The organism is Thermococcus sp. ES12 (assembly GCF_012027515.1).
GTDB lineage: Archaea > Methanobacteriota_B > Thermococci > Thermococcales > Thermococcaceae > Thermococcus > Thermococcus barossii.
On record NZ_SNUP01000002.1, the window covers coordinates 222,199 to 240,129 of the forward strand.

The 17,931-nt window shown below is 57.2% G+C and carries 17 protein-coding genes and 1 tRNA gene; 6 read left to right on the top strand and 12 right to left on the bottom strand.

Annotated features, from left to right (window positions below):
* The first annotated feature begins 15 nt into the window (after positions 1-15).
* Positions 16-594 (top strand): PH domain-containing protein, encoded by a 579-nt coding sequence (locus E3E37_RS05965; RefSeq protein ID WP_088865315.1) that lies wholly within the window; start codon positions 16-18, stop codon positions 592-594.
* Here the strand turns inward: E3E37_RS05965 and E3E37_RS05970 are convergent.
* The 5 genes from E3E37_RS05970 to E3E37_RS05990 form a co-directional block, all read right to left on the bottom strand.
* Entirely contained in the window at positions 591-2,738 is a 2,148-nt protein-coding gene (locus E3E37_RS05970; protein ID WP_167715755.1) for an alpha-amylase family glycosyl hydrolase, read from the bottom strand. The two genes, E3E37_RS05965 and E3E37_RS05970, sit on opposite strands and share 4 nt — an antisense overlap.
* A gap of 45 nt (positions 2,739-2,783) precedes the next feature.
* The gene (locus E3E37_RS05975) at positions 2,784-3,446 is read right to left on the bottom strand and encodes a DUF257 family protein (RefSeq protein ID WP_167715757.1); all 663 of its coding nucleotides are present in this window, start codon (positions 3,444-3,446) and stop codon (positions 2,784-2,786) included.
* A 63-nt stretch (positions 3,447-3,509) separates the two neighbouring features.
* Positions 3,510-4,799, bottom strand: a complete 1,290-nt coding sequence (locus E3E37_RS05980; protein ID WP_167716332.1) for a TldD/PmbA family protein — start codon at positions 4,797-4,799, stop codon at positions 3,510-3,512.
* 43 nt (positions 4,800-4,842) lie between these two features.
* A complete protein-coding gene (locus E3E37_RS05985) occupies positions 4,843-5,328 on the bottom strand; it encodes a ferritin family protein (protein ID WP_240921947.1) in 486 nt (161 codons plus the stop codon).
* Between the two features lie 86 nt (positions 5,329-5,414).
* On the bottom strand, positions 5,415-6,776 hold the full coding sequence (locus E3E37_RS05990; RefSeq protein ID WP_167715761.1) for a TldD/PmbA family protein: 1,362 nt from the start codon (positions 6,774-6,776) through the stop codon (positions 5,415-5,417).
* 82 nt (positions 6,777-6,858) lie between these two features.
* Here E3E37_RS05990 and E3E37_RS05995 point away from each other — a divergent pair, with 82 nt between their 5' ends.
* Together E3E37_RS05995 and E3E37_RS06000 are read left to right on the top strand one after the other, a co-directional pair.
* Complete coding sequence (locus tag E3E37_RS05995; RefSeq protein WP_088865320.1) at positions 6,859-7,368, top strand: metalloregulator ArsR/SmtB family transcription factor; 510 nt, start codon at positions 6,859-6,861, stop codon at positions 7,366-7,368.
* Positions 7,365-7,619 carry a hypothetical protein gene (locus tag E3E37_RS06000; protein WP_088865321.1) on the top strand — a complete coding sequence of 85 codons (255 nt, stop codon included), beginning with the start codon at positions 7,365-7,367 and terminating at the stop codon, positions 7,617-7,619. The genes E3E37_RS05995 and E3E37_RS06000 overlap by 4 nt, the downstream gene beginning before the upstream one ends.
* On the opposite strand, the gene E3E37_RS06005 is transcribed toward E3E37_RS06000, so the two are convergent.
* From E3E37_RS06005 to E3E37_RS06015, 3 genes are read right to left on the bottom strand one after another with little or no spacing between them, the layout of a single operon-like run.
* Positions 7,616-8,065, bottom strand: a complete 450-nt coding sequence (locus E3E37_RS06005) for a universal stress protein (protein WP_088865322.1) — start codon at positions 8,063-8,065, stop codon at positions 7,616-7,618. The two genes, E3E37_RS06000 and E3E37_RS06005, sit on opposite strands and share 4 nt — an antisense overlap.
* A gap of 3 nt (positions 8,066-8,068) precedes the next feature.
* Positions 8,069-9,355 carry an SLC13 family permease gene (locus tag E3E37_RS06010; protein ID WP_167715763.1) on the bottom strand — a complete coding sequence of 429 codons (1,287 nt, stop codon included), beginning with the start codon at positions 9,353-9,355 and terminating at the stop codon, positions 8,069-8,071.
* 9 nt (positions 9,356-9,364) lie between these two features.
* Positions 9,365-9,922, bottom strand: a complete 558-nt coding sequence (locus tag E3E37_RS06015; RefSeq protein ID WP_335755155.1) for a universal stress protein — start codon at positions 9,920-9,922, stop codon at positions 9,365-9,367.
* Between the two features lie 111 nt (positions 9,923-10,033).
* Between E3E37_RS06015 and E3E37_RS06020 the strand changes: the two genes are divergently transcribed.
* The gene (locus E3E37_RS06020; protein WP_167715765.1) at positions 10,034-11,962 is read left to right on the top strand and encodes a S16 family serine protease; all 1,929 of its coding nucleotides are present in this window, start codon (positions 10,034-10,036) and stop codon (positions 11,960-11,962) included.
* Here E3E37_RS06020 and E3E37_RS06025 read toward each other — a convergent pair.
* Together E3E37_RS06025 and E3E37_RS06030 are read right to left on the bottom strand one after the other, a co-directional pair.
* Positions 11,957-13,234, bottom strand: coding sequence for a phosphoadenosine phosphosulfate reductase family protein (locus E3E37_RS06025; RefSeq protein WP_167715767.1), 1,278 nt, complete (start codon positions 13,232-13,234; stop codon positions 11,957-11,959). The genes E3E37_RS06020 and E3E37_RS06025 overlap by 6 nt on opposite strands.
* A gap of 184 nt (positions 13,235-13,418) precedes the next feature.
* Positions 13,419-13,496 (bottom strand) — tRNA-Ala (locus E3E37_RS06030).
* Positions 13,497-13,635: 139 nt separating this feature from the next.
* Here E3E37_RS06030 and E3E37_RS06035 point away from each other — a divergent pair.
* Entirely contained in the window at positions 13,636-14,907 is a 1,272-nt protein-coding gene (locus E3E37_RS06035; protein WP_167715769.1) for an NADP-dependent malic enzyme, read from the top strand.
* 52 nt (positions 14,908-14,959) lie between these two features.
* Complete coding sequence (locus E3E37_RS06040; RefSeq protein ID WP_240921930.1) at positions 14,960-16,570, top strand: acyl CoA:acetate/3-ketoacid CoA transferase; 1,611 nt, start codon at positions 14,960-14,962, stop codon at positions 16,568-16,570.
* On the opposite strand, the gene E3E37_RS06045 is transcribed toward E3E37_RS06040, so the two are convergent.
* On the bottom strand, positions 16,567-17,082 hold the full coding sequence (locus E3E37_RS06045) for a FumA C-terminus/TtdB family hydratase beta subunit (RefSeq protein ID WP_167715773.1): 516 nt from the start codon (positions 17,080-17,082) through the stop codon (positions 16,567-16,569). The two genes, E3E37_RS06040 and E3E37_RS06045, sit on opposite strands and share 4 nt — an antisense overlap.
* Positions 17,073-17,924 (bottom strand): fumarate hydratase, encoded by an 852-nt coding sequence (locus E3E37_RS06050; RefSeq protein WP_167716333.1) that lies wholly within the window; start codon positions 17,922-17,924, stop codon positions 17,073-17,075. The genes E3E37_RS06045 and E3E37_RS06050 overlap by 10 nt, the downstream gene beginning before the upstream one ends.
* Positions 17,925-17,931 lie beyond the last annotated feature (7 nt).

Genomic DNA, 17,931 nt, shown 5'->3' on the forward strand with positions numbered 1-17,931 from the left:
ATTCCGGTGAGAAAGATGACCGAGAAATTGCCTAAGGCAGCCGGGAAGGTTCTCGAACCCGGAGAGGAGGTTCTCTTCACAGTCAGGAAGAAGGTGAGCCTTGAGAAGCCCAAGTGGCTTTTGATAACCGACAGGAGGATAATATACCTGGATGAAAAGGTTCTCGGAAGGTACGAGGTGAAGGCCATCCCGTACCAGAAGCTGGAGGAGGTTAAGGTCGAGCTGGGGGTCGTGTCCTCGGAGTTTCTCATAAAGGGTGAGGAAAACATAAGGCTCAAGCTCGGCTGGATGAACAAGGAGCAGGCCAGGAAGACAATAAACGCCATAAAGGACGCCCTCAACGCGATAGCCATCGAGCCGGTGACCATAGAGGTCAAGAAGGGCCTCACCCACGAGACGTGGAAGCTCAAGAAGCCGAAGGAGCTGGTTAGCAGGGTCGTTCCCGGGGGAACCACCGTACAGCACCAGCCGGCGGTGGAGAAGAAGGAAGACCCCATCGAGAAGCTCAAGAAGCTGAAGGAGCTCTACGACATGGGCGTGATAAGCCAGGAGGAGTATGAGGAAAAGAGAAAGAAGCTACTCGAACAGATTTAACTCCCCTTCCATTTCCATATCACCGCCAGCAAAACTCCCGCGGCCAAGAGGATGATAACCCAGTCCCACCCCCGCTCCGGGGGTTCGGTTTCTGAAGGGGTTTCGCCCGGCATCTCCACGGGGTTCTTCCCGAGAACCACGGTTGTCGAGTTCACGAAACCGTAGAGCGTGACGTTGACCGGTTCAAGTCCTTCCCAGCGGAGGCCGCGGTAAAGCTCAACTTCGAAGGTCGTTCCATTGGGGAGCGGAACGACGGTGAAGTAGTGGCCGGTCGGAGACTTGAGCAGGGGCCTTGGTTCAGCCAGCTCCGGGAGGCTGCCCCTAATCCAGAGCTGGCCCGTGATGTTTGTGGCGTTCAGCACGAGGAGAACCGGAACGTCGTTCCCGGAGTAGTAGCGCAGCTTCGCCGGGTCGCTGGCCTTTCCCCCAGTCTCTACCACGACGTCGAGCCAGGCCTTCCGAGTTTTCACCCCCGGAACCTCGACGAGTATCTCGGTTGAGTTCCATGAGATAACCCTCGCCTCGACGCCGCCGATGATGACCCTTCCCGAGGAGCCGAAGCCCGCCCCTCCGATGAGAACCCTCTGACCGGGCTGGGCGGTGTATGGAGTCACCGAGCCAATGAGAGACTCTCCCTGCTCCTCCTCAGCATGGAAGACGTAGAAGCTGTTGCGCGGGAGTTCGAGCGAGGCCTTTCCACCGACAACCCTCATCCCGGCACCGCTCAACGCGTCGCGGTAAGTCCCGGCGTCCCAGTCAAGGGGAACCGTGAGGTTCCTCGGAGAGCCTTTGTTCATGACCACGAAAATTTTGTGGCTTCCGAAGGTTCTCTCGAAGGCCCAGGTGTTGTAGTCGGCGTAAAGGGTTTTGAAGTCGCCGAAAGCTAAGGCGTCGTTGGTCTTCCTCAGCTCAGCCAGGGTTCTGATTATGTGGGCGGCCTCGGTGGTGTTGTTGAACGCCATCATCGGCCTGTTGTACGGGTCGCCCTTTCCGTCCCCGCTCACTAGGTAGCTCTCGTCGCCGTAGTATATCACCGGAATTCCGGGCAAGGTCATGGTCAAGGCCAGTGCCATGTGGAAGCGCTCCACCCTGTCCTTCCTCCCCGCCGCGTTGAGGAAGCGGACGAGGTCGTGGCTGTCCAGGAAGTTGAGTTGCTTATTGGGATAGGTGAAGAGGGAGTAATAGTCCTCAAGCTCCTTTGAGAGAGCGTCAAGGCCACCGAAGAGGGCGAAGGTTCTCACGATGCTCTCCCGTATGGGTATGTTGAGGACCGGCGAGACGTTGGAGTAGCGGTAGAGCTCGTAGAGGTCGTCCGTTTTATCGGGCGAAAGGGAGTAGTACTCCCCGTAGATGAAGAGGGGGCCCTTTGAGTAGAGGCGCAGGTAGAAGCTCTCAAGCCAGCCGAGGTCCATGTGCTTGACGGCGTCAATCCTGAAACCGCAGGCGCCTGAGTCGGCGAAGAGAAGCGCGCCCTCGGTGAGGTATGAATCCACCCAGGGGTTGAGCTGGTTGAAGTCGGCTAAACCAAAGAGGTTGGCGTACTTGAGCTGAAAGCCGAACCAGTCGTTTATGTTACCGTTGTGGTGGTAGATTCCATCGACGCTACCGGTGTATGGGTTGCGCGTGGCGTTCTTGGCGTCCTCGTAGTAGTGGGTGATGAATGTGCCGTTGTCGTAGATGGAGCCGAACTCACCGTCCGTTGCCGGGCCAGCATGGTTGGGCACGTAGTCAACGATTATGCAGATTCCCCGCTTTTCAGCCTCCTCCACCAGCTCCCTGAAGTCCTCCCAGGTTCCGAAGTGCTCCTCTATGCGCTTGTAATCCCTCGTCCAGTAGCCGTGGTATGGGGCCGAGCCGGAGGCCATCCTGTTTATGTTGTCGTTGAGCGGGGAAACCCATACCATCGAGACGCCGAGGCTGGCTATGTAGTCGAGCTTTTCCGTGAGTCCCTCTATGTCGCCTCCCAAGTAGAGGCGGTAGTTGCTCATTGAGGGGTCGTAAAAGGGCCCGTTGTTGCTCGCGTTTCCGTCGTAGAAGCGGTCAACCATCACCTGATAGACCACTCCCCTCTCGGGAACCTGGTAAGCGCCCGCGAGGGGGAGGAGCAGGAGTATTACGACGAGAGCCGCCACCGCTGACCTCATTATATCACCAAAGGTGATAAGAACAGGGGTTTAAAAACATTCACACTACTGTCTCGATATGTCCTTGAAGCTCATGGACACCACAGAGCCCAGGATTTCGTCGTTCGCCGCCTTCAGCGCCCTGAGCCTGTACTTTCCCTTGCCAGCCTCCCACTGGAGCACCGTGCTGGCGGTTTCCTCAAGGAGCGGCAGGAGTTCTGGGTTCTTCCGCTCCATAACGTCCCGGTTTATGAAATAGAAGGCGAAGCGGCTCTTCCTGCCCACGAACGTTGATATGTTGCGAACGAGCCTTATCACCTCCTGCCTCTCAAGGGCCACGAAGAGCTTGTGTATCCCCAGAACCGGGTTGCACACGACCTTTTCCGGAACGACCTTGTCGTATATCTTGCCGTAGTACTTGAAGTCGAGGGAGTACTTGTCCACCTCAACCCTACCGACGACGTTGCCGAACTCCCTGTTGCCTCCAATCTTTATCACAGGGATCTCCATAAGGGGCTCCGTGTCCAGACCCATGAGTTCGAGTCGAATTACGTACTCCGAAAAGGTATCCGAGATATCGTCAATAAGAACCGGGCTCTCCACGTTCCCGCATCTGCGGCACATGAGGTAGAGGAGGAGTTCTGGGGATGACACCGCGCTGTACTCAACGAGCACCGTCTCACCGGGCCTTATTTTAAGAAGGATCTTGTCAATCCCGTGACATGCCATGTCCGCTCACCTCTTTAGTCCCTAAGGCGCGGAACTATAAAAGCTTACCGAGAGGGGCCGAATCTACACCAATCTGGCAATTCCAAGAACCCTTGGGGAATAAAAGGAGCCCTTTCTGGCTATCTTACGCCCGATTCCCCGGAGTGAACGGAGAAACTGGAAGGCGTTACCGACCAGCATGTTGTCCCTGAACGGGACTACCTCGCCGTCCTTAACAACGTAGCCCAGCTCAACGGTTAGCGAGAAGTCTCCGCTCACAGGGTTGGCGGTGTGCTCACCGAACACCTTTCTCACGACGATTCCGTTAAAGTCCGCGAGGTTCTCATCGCCTGGAGCTACCAGCACGTTGCTCGTCCCTATGTGCGGGGTTGTTCTGAAGTCCCTAACCGCGTTGCCCGTGCTCCTCAGATTCAGGAAGCGGGCGTAGGTCTCGTCGAGAAGGAAGGAGCGTGTGATGCCATCCTCGACCAGAACCGTCCTCTCACCCGGATTGCCCTCTCCATCAAAAGGAAAACTTCCAACACCGCCGGGGACGGTCGCATCGTCAACTACCGTAAGCCCCTCCGAGGCCACCTCCTCACCGAGCCTCGAAAAGCGGCTCCTGCCATGATAAACGCTATCGCCCGACAGGTTTTCGAGGAATATCCCAAGAACGGCGCGGAAGGCTTCGGGTTCGAGGAGGATTTCCCCGGAATGAGGCTCCATCTTCCCGGCGCTGTGGCTGAGCCGGGCCTCTTCGATGGCGGAGATTATCGCCGTCTCAAGCTCCTCAAAGGGCTGAAGGGAGCGGTAGGCCTGATAATACGAACCGGAGCCGGTTTTTCCATCTTTCTTCACGGCATAGGCCGAGACGCTCATTCCGGTGCCCTTGGCCTCAAGCCAAACCCCGTTGGAGTTCGCTATCCCGTAGGTGCTTACCGCGAGGGCCATCGAGCCAGAGAGGGTGGTAGACTCCTCCTTCAGTTCCCTCATCCTTGAGGCGAACTCCTCCGCGAGGGAGTGGGCCTCCTCAAAGGGAATCTCATCTATCCTTCTGTCGTAGAGCTTCTCAACGCGGGGCACCTTCGAGGGGGAGGGAAAGCCAACGAAGGGCACCTCGCTAACCCTGGCGAGCTTTATCGTCCGCTTTACAAATCCCTCAAGGGTTTTCCTGTCGTGGTTCAGACCGGTTATGTAGGAAAAGCCGAGCCGTCCCCTGTAACCTATGCGCAGCCCTATGCCGGAGTGGAACTTTCTCTGGGAGCGGTCGAGCCTCTCGCGTTCTATCCTGAAGGAGCCCCCTCTCCCCAGCTCCCAGTAAAGTTCCCACTCGACGTTCTCGCGTTCGAGTATGCCGATGAGTTCGTCTACCATGGACACCGGGGGAAGTTCGGATAAGGATTTAAAAGGTATTCTGCTACTCCTCCCCCATGGCCTCGTAGAGGGTTAGAAGCTTTTCGTAGGCGGCTTCCTTCATCTCGGCCAGCCTTTTGAACAGCTCCGCCACCTCTTCGTCCCCGGTCATCCTCTGAAGCTTTCGATAGATGTCCCTGCCTATTGTCTCGGAGAGCATGGCAATTGCAAGGGCCTTTTCAAGCTCTCTGGCTTCCATAAGCTCCCTGCACACGGGCAGAGTGTCAAGGGGCGGGGCGTTGAACTCAAGGGGCTTCATGCCTGGATATAGCTCCTCAAAGAGCGTTCTCAATTCAGCCGCGTGCTTCCGCTTTTCCTTGGCGAGATACCTGAATTCGTCCACGAGGATGCCCTCAACCCGACCGGCAAGCCACTCATAGGTCTCTGCGCCACATTCCTCGTTGCAGATGGCGTAGCTGAGAAGCTCATATCCGTTGAGATTCTTGAGCAGCGTCTCGACATCTTGAATAATGCCCACGTCTATCGCCATTTCACTCACCAAATGTAAAATTAAAGCTGGAGGTATATACGCTTTACCGTTTCTTCAGGAAAGCCCAGCCGGTCCCGGGGGAATGTTCAGCGTAGACCGCCGACAAGCGCCCTCGTGAGCACGTGCGGTCCGCCGTCATCAACCGGCACCCACTGGCCCTTACCGCAGTAGCCGGGAAACTCAATCGCCAGGTCGTTCCCTATAGCACGTATATTCCGCAGGACGTCGAGGATTCTGCCGGAGAGCGCCACGTCCCTGACCTGGCCCTTAATCTCCCCGTTCTCGATTATGTAACCCTCCTTCGCGCCGAACGTGAATGTACCGTTTGCCGTGTCAACCTCACCGCCTTTGTCACCTATCATGTAGAGGCCGTTCCTGACCTCCTCAACCATCTCCTCAAAGGACCAGTCGCGAGGTTCGACGTAGGTGTTGCTCATTCTCACGAGGGGCTGGTAGTTGTAGCCCTGGGCGCGGCCGTGGCCGTTTGGTTCAAGGCCGAGAATGGCGCTCGTCTCGCGGTCGTTGAGGTAGTCCACCAGAACGCCGTCCCGGATTATCTCGACTCTCCTCGCCCGCATCCCCTCATCGTCGTAGACGTAGGAGCCGAACTTGCCCGGCAAGGTGGGGTCGTCAATTACGGTGAGTTCTTCCACCGCTATCCTTTCCCCCAGCCTTCCGGCGAGTATGCTGTCGCCGTTCTTGACAGAATCGGCCTCAACGGCATGGCCCAGGGCCTCGTGGATGAACACGCCCGTAAGTTCCGGGTCCATTATCACCGGGAACTCCCCCGAAGGGGGTGATTGGGCATGGAGGAGGGATATTGCCTTCTCCCTCACGAAGGAGGTCCAGTGGCCAAGGTCTATCCCCTCAACGAGCTCCCAGCCCGCGGTGCCGCCGAAGCTCTTCCAGTAGCTCTGCATCTCCCCGTTTTCCTTGGCGGTAACCGAGAAGCCCAGCCTCAGCCTCGGGACGACCGTCTCAATCTCGCTTCCAAGGGAGTTGAAGTAGAAGCCCTCCTTAAGGCCGTCGCCGTAGTGAACGCTCCTGTTGGAAACCCTATCACCCCGGAGGAGCAAATCAATCTCCTTCACGAGGGCGAGCTTGTCCTCAATATCCACGTCAAGAAAGCTTCTCTTCGGCCTCATCTCAGCCCTATCAACAATGGGGTCGCCGAGGTAAATCCTTGAATCGCCCTTCGAGAGCTTCGCTATCTTCATGGCCGTCTCCACGGCCTTTTCGGCGCGGTTCATGTCGTTGGCGCTTGAGAAACCCCAAGCACCGTTGAAGGCCCTGACCCCTATACCAATCTCCGTGTTCATGGCCAGTTCCTCGAGCTGACCGTTCTGCATCGTGAGGTGGGAAGCCGTGACGCGGATAATACGTATCTCATAATATGATATACCGTAACGCCCCGCGAGCTCCTGGGCCTTTCTTATCAGTCTCTCCATCCTTCCACCGGTGGACATAAAAGGGGTAGCGTTTATATGACTTCCCATAGAGGAATGAACCACAAGGGTTTAAGTGTTGGGTATGGAGAGGCGCAGTGAGATACTCCACCACATCCAAAGCAAACCGGGAATAACCTTCCGGGAGCTGGCAAGGGAGCTTGGAATAGGGATAGGGGACCTCCAGTACCACCTCTACCGGCTGGAAAAAGAGGGGAAGGTGTTTTCACGGAAGGTCGGAAAGAGGCGCTATATCTTCCCGGCGGGCTTCGAAGGTGAATGCCAGAGACTGCTGATAGCCATCTCGACCGAGACCCGAAGGAGAATCCTCCTGCTCCTCATGGATGGCCCCCTGACCCAGAGCGAGATAGCCAAGAGGCTGGGCCTCAGCCAGCCAACCGTGAGCTACCACATGGGAGAGCTGGTGAAGCTCGGCATCGTTGATGCCCGGAAAGAGGGGAAGAGCGTGACGTACACCCTCTCCTACGACCCCGCGATAATAGCGCGCGTCATAAAGGAGTACAGACCCAGCCTCTGGGAGAAGCTGGCCGATAACTTGATAGACCTGCTCACCAGCGTAGGTGATGAGGAATGATGGAAACGGTACTGGCGGTAATAGCCCTGATACTGTCGCTGGCCCTCGCGGGAATTTCGCTAATCGCCTACAGGAAGAGCCACCTGAGGGCGGCCCTCTATCTGATAGCTGCCTTTCTCCTGCTGGCCATAAAGAAGGTCATAGAGACCCTGCATCTGGCGGAATGGATAGAGAAGGACGTGAGCATGGCCGTAGGGGCCCTTGAAGTCATCGTACTGCTGCTCTTCGTGGTCGCCCTCTGGAAGCGTTAGCGCACAACCATGACCGGGGGCTCTATTGAACCCACTACCTCCTCAAGGAGACTTCCTATCCTCGTTTTTCCACTCCTTCCATAGGCACCCATGACGACCAAGGTGTACTCACCCGAGTTTGCTTCCTCCAATATGGTGTCCTTTGCGGAGCCCTCAACGATCCTTATCGAACAGTTGACCCCCTCCTGATGACAGAGTTCAAGAAGGTTCGTCATTATGTCGCGTATGCTCTTCTTCATCTCCCGCCATATCTCCTCCTCAAACTTCTGGACGTTGGTGAGGTCCTGGCTGAGCATGCCCATGTTGAAAGCGAGGGCCCTTGCCTCCCTCCGGTCGAGGACGGAGAACAGAATGAGCTTGCCTCCCCTCCTCTTGGCGATGGCTATCGCATGAAGGGCAGCCTTCTGACTCCACTTGGAGCCGTCAACGAGCACGAGTATCTTCATAACTCACACCCCTACGTACCTTATCCATATGAGCACCATACCAACCCCAACGGTGCTGAGCATTATCACGAGGCCCACTTTGAGGAAGTCCATGAACGTTATGTTGAGCCTCTCCCTTGCGGCTATACCGAGAACGACGATGTTGGCACTCGCTCCTATGGCCGTTCCGTTTCCACCGAGGCACGCACCCAGCGAGAGCGCCCACCAGAGTGGATAGACGTTCATCGAGGCGCCCATGGATTTTATCAAGGGTATCATGGCCGCAGTCAGGGGGATGTTGTCAACTATGGCAGAGGCCACCGCGGAGAACCACGTTATCATTACTATTGCCTCGCCCGTCGTATGAACGTAGCCCAGCAGCCAGTGGGCGACGTCGTCTATCACGCCCGTTTCAACGAGGGAGCCGACTATTATGAAGAGTCCCATAAAGAAGAATATCGCCGTCCACTCTATCTTTTCGAGTATCTCCGTCGGCTCCATTCTGCTCCAGAGGAGAAGGAACGAGGCACCGCTGAGGGCCACCACAGCAGGGGGAATTCCAAGTCTATCATGGACGAAGAACAGCAACACGACCGCGACTATAACGACCACCGACTTTTTGAAGAGTTCCCTGTCCCTTATGGCCTCGTCCTCCCGTAACATCTGGATGGTTGACTGAATCCTCTCCATCTTGACCTGGGTTATCCTCATGGCGTCGCGATAAATGAGGTATATTATGCCGAGGGTTAGGAGGAGGTCAATCGCCGCTATGGGCCCCATGTTCAGGAGAAACTCGTTGAAGCTCAACCCGGCGGCGGAGCCTATCATTATATTGGGTGGGTCGCCGATGAGCGTCGCGGTTCCACCGATGTTGGAGGCGAATATCTCCGCCAGAAGGTATGGGATTGGGTTAACGTCCATGAGACGGGTTATGTATATGATCATCGGCGTCAGCAGGAGGACCGTTGTAACGTTGTCGAGAACCGAGCTAACCAGTGCCGTGACCACGGAGAACAGTATGAGAACCTTCATCGGACTCCCCTTGGCGAACTTCGCTGTCTTTATCGCTATGAACTCAAAGAGGCCGCTCTCCTTGGCGGTGTTGACTATCATCATCATCCCTATCAGAAGGAACAGCGTTCCGAGGTCAAGGTACTCGGGCATCTTCTCCCATGGAACCACGCCGATGAAGAGCACTATGGAGGCACCGAAGAGTGCCGCGACCGTTCTGTGAACCTTTTCACTGATTATCAGGGCGTAGATTAATATGAACACTGCAACCGCGACTGCCACCTGTTCGTTCAGCACCATTTGAATCACCTAATACACTATGGTCGGTCTGTTCACGTGCTGGACTATCTTGAGGACCAGTGGACTTATCGGAGACGTTCTCGTAACCTCGGAGCCGTAGCTCCTGGAGATAACGAGGAGGTCGAAGTTCTCTTCCTCCATCATCCTCACGACGTCATCACTCTTGCTCCCGATGAAGTATCTCCTCTCGACCCGAAGCCCGTGGGCCTCAAGCCTTGAGGCTATTTCCTTGGCTAGCCTCTCCGCAAACTCCATCTTGGCCTTCCTGAGCTTTTCGGCCTCTTCCCTACCGAGGGTTTGCTCTATGAGGGAGAGGGTTCTTTTTTCCGAGATGTAGACGACCGTGACCGATGCCCCGGGGTAGGCGCTCAGGGTGTCGTAGAGCTCCTCCCGAATCTCACCCGAAAACCTGTCCACCGGGAGGAGTATGGAGTGTATCTCCGGAAGAACGAACTCCTCAGGGAGGAGCAGAAATTCCCTGTAGCGTTTGGCTATCTCCTCGTACCTCTCACCTGCGATGTTCCTGAACTTCCTGGCAATGAGCTTGTTGAAGATGTCCATTGCCATCCCCGGAGTGGAAAGATAAGGAGATGATTTAAGCTTTTTGTCACCCGGTTTTAGAGGGTTGAACCACAAACGCTTTATTAAGGCGCGATGAGCTAAAAACGGGGTGAGAAAATGAAAAGGGCACTCGTACCACTGCTGATAATCATGCTTCTGCTCCCCTTTGCATCCTTCGCCGCCGCTGAATGTCCCAGCGAAGGCCACACGGTTGTGCTGAAGGCACCGGCGGTATCAAGGACAGCCAGCGGAGAGCTTATAGGCGTCGCAACGGATTTCGTCATAACCGTCGCCCCAGGAACGGGACACGTCTACGTTGAGACCTGGCCCCTCGCCGAGGTGGACATGCAGGCGAGTGCGAGGCTGGCCGCTCAGATAGCAGGAAAGGTTCTTGGGGTGGATATGAGCAAGTACGATGTTTTCATCCAGATTAAGGCGGACTCCCCGATAATCGGCGGCCCCTCTGCCGGGGGCACCATGACCGTCGGAATTATAGCCGCCCTTGAGGGGTGGAAGGTCAATCCCAAGGTAATGATGACCGGAATGATAAACCCTGACGGCACCATAGGACCCGTCGGAGGTATCCTGGAGAAGGCCTCCGCCGCCCACGACGTCGGGGCAGAACTCTTTCTGATTCCCCAGGGACAGCGCATCCAGTACGTTCAGGAAACCCAGAAGAAGGAGATTGGGGGCATAGTCGAGATAAACACCCGGACGAAGAGAGTTGACGTGGTTGACTACGCCAAGGAGCGCTGGGGGCTGACAGTAATTGAAATCAAGGACATCTACGATGCCGTTTACTACTTCACCGGCCACAAGATACCAAGGCCGGAGGCGCCAGCGTACATAAAGATAGACACCTCGTTCCTCAAGGACGATGCGCTCAAGGACTACGAGAACACGACCGCCTATTACCAGGTCACCCTTGAGAAGCTCAAGAAGAGCGACGTCAACTACGCCACCTATACAACCCTCATGGAGGCCCTTAACGAGGCCCAGGCCGTGCTCAACCAATCAAAGAAGAGCCTCGACGACGGGAGGTACTACACGACGATGAGCAAGAACTTCCAGGCGAGGATAATAATAAGGCACGTGGACTGGTATCTCGGGGTTAAGTCCGAGGAGGACGTTCAGAGAATCCTGAGGACAACGGGCTCGGAGATAAACGCCTCGGAGAGGAGGGTTTCAAACATCGCGATAAGGGGCACCACGATGCTCCAGGCCGTCGCGGCCGCCGAGGAGAGGGTGGAGCAGGCGAAGAGCCTCCTTGACGAGGCCTGGAAGTATTACTACAACGGGGACTACTGGGACGCCGTTGGTGATGCAGCATATGCCTACGAAAGGGCAAAGACCGCGGTCTTCTGGGCGAACCTCGGCGAGAGGTTCGCGACAGGAGATGTGATAGACAGGGACGTGGTTAAGGCCACTGCAAGGGACTACATCGACGAGTCAAACCTCATAGTTACCTACATAGAGTCCATGTACGGCACCGTTGGGGGTGACCTGAGCCAGAGCATCCAGCAGGCGGAGCAGTACTACGAGGACGGCAAGTACTCGGCGGCGCTCTTCACGGCTATGGAGGCGCGCGTGAGGGCGCAGGTCTTTCTGGACACCCTTGGAATAGACAACGAGACAGTCCTCAGGGACAAGCTGACCGGAATGAAGGAGGGCGCCAAGGCGGCCATCGCAATGGCCCAGAGCCAGGGAATAACCCCCGTGCTGGCCATAGCCTACTATGAGTTCGCGGAGAGCTACGAGCAGAGCGCCGAGGAGAACGGCAGCATGGACGACCTTCAGACCGCCATGATATTCTACCAGTACGCCAGGGAGACCGCCAACCTGTTCCTCAGCAAACCCGCCCAGTCCGTACCTGCAGCCAACACGACGGCAACCGACGTTCCCCAGATAGTCATCCCCACCCAATCGCCCCGCGAGACTTCCACCGACACTTCCTCCGACTCCACCGGAAAGATTCCGGAGACGGCGATAATTCTGATAGCCGTCGGCGCCTTCCTCGTCGGTGCGGCGGTGGGCAAGAAGCTATGAACCCTCCCCGGGGAGTTCGTTTACTCCCTTCTTTTTCAGGAGCCTCACCTCCCAGTCAGAGAGACTGGGGCACACTGTACATCCCAGGCGGTAGAATCCTTCGTAGTAGAGCGGATGGAGCCTGATACCGCGCATCAGAATGAAGAGCTGAACCATCATGCCACTCCAGAACTTCACGGGCATTACCTCAAGGAACCGTCCAAGTATCTCATTACGCCGCTCCAGAACGGGCGGCTTGAGTCTTCTTCTTGCACTCTCACCGTCGCGGTCTCCAACGATAAGGAGGGGCCTCTCAAACTCCGAGGCGGCCTTGTAAAGGGCCTCCACCTTCAGCCTCGTGCACCAGCGGTTGTGGTGAGTCGGCATGCCGTACCTCTCAAGCGGCATGGGAACATCAACCCTGATTAGGTTCACGCCAAGCTTCTTCGCCAGCCCTTCGACGTACTCGTCCGTCCCGGGCATTTCGTATTCCATGCGGACGTAGACGGCAGTGACCTCGTCAAAAACCTCCCTGGCCAGGAGAAGGGCGGCAGTGGAGTCCTTTCCACCACTCCACGGGACGACTATGTCGTGGCCCTCAAACCTCCGGAGAAAGGCCCTGCTGGCCTCCGCAAAGGCCTCCACGTAGTCCCGGTTAAGCTCAACGATTCTCTCCAGAGGCACGTCTTCGGATGAGGGAATCCTCCAGAGAACCTCCGTCGGGAAGCCGAGCCTCTTGCTGACCTCGGCGACCCTGTGAGGACCGGAGTAATAGACCTCCAGGTTCATCAGCTTCCTGAGCACGAGGGGATTTTCACCCAGCTTGATGCCGAGGATGGAGCGCATGGCGTTTCTAAAGCCCTCCCCGATAGCAAGGTAGATATCATAGTCCGGGTGAACTTCAACTCCAAGGGGATTTTCAGGGTTCAGGGCGTAGCCGTCCCTCCACTCGATCCCGAGGCGAAACCTGGCCTTTATCTCCTCGATGTTGGAGTGCAGTTCGTCAACCCTCATATTCCTCACGCGCTTCGTCCTCAAAAGCCTCGCGTAGAATGGTCTGCCGGACTCCTCAAGGATGGGCATCGCTTCCTCCATCAGACTCCTTTCCGCCTCCCCGAGGAGCAGGATGGGCACGTACGGCTCATCGAGGAGCTCCCTAAGGGGACCTTCAATCTCCCCCAGGGTTCTGCCGCCCCCGAGGCTTGAGACCTTCAGAAAACCACCGTAGTTTCTTTCGTTTATGTACTGAAGGGCCTTGGCGTCTTTTCTGGCCCTGACTATGAGATGGAACATGGAAAAAGATTTTAGGGTAAGCTTAAAACCTTTGCCGCCGATGATGAAAACTCCCTGCCCCGAACGGTGAGGAGAACCGGCTACCTGAGGCTGTAATGGACCCCCAACACTTGTCTATGACACCCCCGAGAACAGTTCCGGTGGAGAACGCAACCATCAGTAAAATCGTTTTTGCAGGGAGGTTTGGTGGACCGGGCGGGATTTGAACCCGCGGCCTCCGCCTTGCGAGGGCGGCGCTCATACCAGGCTGAGCTACCGGCCCGCACCCGGTTATATGGGAACCGTCTCGCCTTTAAAAAGTTTTGGTATAAACCAGGGGATTGGTAAACATTTCTGAGTTTAATTTCCACTGGAAAGGAAGGACTTTTAACTTAAAGGTGCCAATCAAACCCGGTGGTTGGATGGACGCGCTTAACTTTCACAGGAACAACTTTCCCGGCAACGGGAAGATCGAGGTCATCCCCAAGGTTCCGCTCACGAGGGAAACGCTGAGCCTGGCATACACCCCCGGCGTGGCGGAGGTTTCGATGGCAATAGCGAACGGAGAAGACCCCTGCGAGTACACCAACAGGTGCAACACGATAGCCGTTGTAAGCGACGGAACAAGGGTTCTCGGCCTCGGCGACATAGGTCCTTTTGGGGCGCTCCCGGTCATGGAGGGAAAGGCGCTCCTCTTCAAGGCCTTCGGCGGTGTTGACGCGTTCCCGCTCGTTTTAGCTGAGAAGGACCCGGAAAGGTTCATCGAACTCGTCAAGGCAGTTTCTCCCTCCTTCGGCGGGATAAACCTCGAAGACATAGCCTCACCCAAGTGCTTCTACATCCTTGAGAGGCTCCGGGGTGAGCTGAACATCCCCGTCTTCCACGATGACCAGCAGGGGACAGCTTCCGTTGTGCTGGCAGGACTGATAAACGCCCTTGAAGTGGTCGGGAAGAGCCTCGACGAAATAACCGTGGCCCTCTTCGGGGCGGGTGCAGCGGGCTTCGCGACGCTCAGAATCATCACTGCGGCGGGGGTTAAGCCCGGGAACGTCTGCGTCGTCGAAATCGTGGAGGGTAGGCCAAGGATTCTGACTCCCGATCTGCCCATGGAGGAGCTCTTCCCGTACCGCGGGGAACTGCTGGAGAAGACGAACGGCGAAGGGCTTGAGGGAGGGCCAGAGGAAGCTTTGCAAGGTGCGGACGTCCTCATCTCATTCACAAGGCCCGGACCGGGCGTGATAAAGCCCGAGTGGATAGAGAAAATGGCGGACGACGCGATAGTATTTCCTCTGGCCAATCCAATACCTGAGATTCTCCCTGAGGACGCCAAAAAGGCCGGAGCGAGGATAGTGGCAACCGGAAGGAGCGATTACCCCAACCAGGTGAACAACCTTCTCGGCTTCCCGGCGATATTCAGGGGTGCCCTCGACGTGAGGGCCGAGACGATAACCGACGGCATGATAATCGCCGCTTCAAAGGCGATGGCATCGGTGATAGAGCCCAGCGAGGAGGAGATAATCCCGTCGCCCTTCCACCCGGAAGTCCACCCCAGGGTGGCGAGGGCCGTCGCGGAGGAGGCCGTGAAAGAAGGCGTCGCGAGGAGGAAGATTAGCGGCGAGGAAGTCGAGGAAAACCTGCGCCGCTGGAGGAAGTTCTACGAGGAAAGGATAGCCCCCATCAGCGCGGGACGGTAGGCATATAAGTCCCGCCGCCATAGATACAGCAATCGGCGGCGGGGGTATGTCCATGAAGGTTGTCGAAGCTGAGAGGGCCGTTGGGACCGTTCCGGATAAAGCCGTTGTAGCCGTCTCGGGCTTCAACCTGCTCGTTGCGCCCGAATACCTCCTGCTCAAGCTCTTCGAGCGCTATAAGGAGACCAGCCACCCGAAGGGAATATTCCTGGAGGTCAACCCCATTCCAACGGCACCGAACAGGGTTCTCGACAGAATCCTGGGGGAGCTGTACCGCGAGGAGGATCAGGAGTTTCTGGCCGGAATGCTGGTGACCTACCCAGGGTGGTCGCCCTACATACAGAGGCTCATCGAAGAGAACAGGGTTGAGGGCTACACCTGGTCGATAGGCACTGCCTCATGGTTCTTCCGCGAGGTGGCGCGGGGGATTCCGGGCGTTTTGACCAGAGTCGGTCTCGGAACCTTCCTGGATCCGAGGGAGGACGGCGGCTACCTCAACGAGCTGGCAAGGAAGAGAAAGCGGTGCCTGATTGAGCGTGTTGAAATCGGCGGTGAGGAGTACCTCTTCTACCGCGCTCCAAAGCCAAACGTTGCCTTCATCAGGGGGAGCACCGCGGACGAGATAGGCAACGTCACGACCGAGCGAGAGGGAGCCTTCACGGAGATACTCAACATGGCACAGGCGGCAAAGGCCGAGCCGGACAAGGGCATCGTGGTGGCCCAGGTCGAGAGGGTGGCGAGGTATCCGTCGCTGAAGCCCCAGGACGTGAAGGTTCCCGGCCCGCTCGTCGACTACGTGGTCGTTTCCCCTCCGGAGTACCACAGGCAGAGCGCTAACGTGACCTACGACCCCAGGATTTCCGGCGAGGTCATACCACCTATGGATTCCGGCTCCGTTCCCAAAATGGAGCTGGGAAGTAAGAAGGTCATAGCGCGAAGGATCCTCCTGGAGATGGTCGGGCTCGTCAAAAGGCTCAACAGGCCGGTACTCGTCAACCTCGGCATAGGAATTCCGGACAGAGTGGCTGGAGTGGCCATGGAGGAGGGCATTTCAGAGTGGGTATTCACGACGGTCGAATCGGGCCCCTTCGGCGGCATAGCCCTCGGCGGTCCGGACTTCGGAGCTTCGATAGGCCCCTTCGCGATAATCTCGCAGCCCGACCAGTTTGCCAACTACGAGGGCGGCGTCATAGACGCGGCCAGCCTGGGCTTCATGCAGGTGGATGAGATGGGCAACGTGAACCCTTCGCTGCTTCCGGGCAGGCTTCCGGGGCCTGGAGGCTTCCCCGTCATCTCCTACGGCTCACCAAGGATGTTCTTCGCCGGCCACTTCACGGCCGGAAAGAAGGAGCTGAAGGTGGCCAACGGGAAGCTCAAGATAGTACGGGACGGGAACATCAAAAAGTTCGTAAAGCGGGTTTACAAGGTCGTCTACAACGCCCCCCTCGGCCTGAAGAGGGGCCAGGAGGTCGTTTACATAACCGAAAGGGCCGTCTTCAGGCTGACGGAGAGGGGACTCGTCCTGGAAGAGCATGCGCCGGGGATAGATATCGAAAAGGACGTCCTGGCCCACATGGAGTTCGAGCCCATCGTGAGTCCAAAGCTCAGGGAAATGGACGAGAGGCTCTTCCGGGAGGAGCCGATGGGGCTGAAGGACGAACTCTAACGGTAGAGCGAGTTTCCACGGGAATCTATGGCCACCAGCACCGGAAGGTCCTCAACCTCAAGAACCCTTAGGGCCTCGGGGATTCCGAGGTCGAGCCAGTGGACGGCTTTAACCCTCTTTATGCTCTTTGCCGCGAGTGAACCCGCACCGCCAGTGAAGGCAAAGTAAACTGCGCGGCCTTTGAAGGGCCCGACCTCCATTCCGCCCTTCCCTATTATCCCCCGAACCCCAAGGCCCAGAATCCCGTCGAGGTAGCGGTTCATTCTGGCACTCGTCGTCGGCCCCGCCGAGACGACCTCGTAGCCATCTCCCCTTTTCCTGACCACGGGGCCGCAGTGGTATATCACCGCCCCCTCCGGCTCGAAGGGCAGTTCCTCCCTCGGCAGGCTCAGAATCCTCCGGTGGGCCGAGTCGCGGGCGGTGTAGATCGTTCCGGAGAGGTGGACTATATCACCAGCTCTCAGTTTCAGAACGTCTTCCTCGCTCAGGGGCATTTTTAGCTTCACTGCCAAACCTCAACCCTCCCGTCGGGCTTTATTCTCAGGAAGGCCCGCCTGTTGGCCCAGCACTGAACGACCAGACCGACCGGAAAGCTCGCCGGATGCCTGTGGACGACCTCGATTTTGACGTCGAGGGCGGTCGTTCTGCCACCCATTCCCATCGGGCCGATCCCGAGGGAGTTAACTGCCCCGAGTATCTCCTCCTCAAGCCCGGCTATGCGTTCGTTGGGATGCCTCTCGCCGACCCTCCTGAGAAGGGCCTTTTTGGCGAGCTTCAGTGAGAGGTCAGCGCTTCCACCAACGCCTATACCCAGAATAACCGGTGGGCAGGGCTTTCCGCCGCAGGCCTTAACGTGCGCGACGACGAAGCGCTTGACCCCTTCCCAGCCCTCGGAGGGGGTAAGCATAGCCAGGGCGGAGCAGTTTTCACTTCCACCACCCTTGGGGAGAACCGCCACCTCGATTTCGTCGCCCTCAGTTATCTCCCAGTGGATCACCGGAACGCCCCTCCCAGTGTTGTCGCCCGAGTTCCTCCCGGTCAGAATGTCGACGGCGTTTGGCCTGAGGGGCACCTCTTCCGTCGCCCTCCTCGTCGCCTCGATTATGGCATCTTCGAGCTCCCCAAGGAAGGGGCTGTTAACCCCGGCTTTAATGAAGAAGATTAGCGTTCCGGTGTCCTGGCAGACGGGAATGGACTCGGTTTTTCCGATCTCTATAGCCTTGAGAATGTTCTCAAGGTTGAAGCGCGCTATTTCGCTCTCCTCCCGCTCGTAAGCCTCTCTGAGAGTCAAAACGACATCATCGGGAATCCTCGTGACGGCAAGCCTTATCGCCTCGACGATGGCATTGGCAATCAATAGG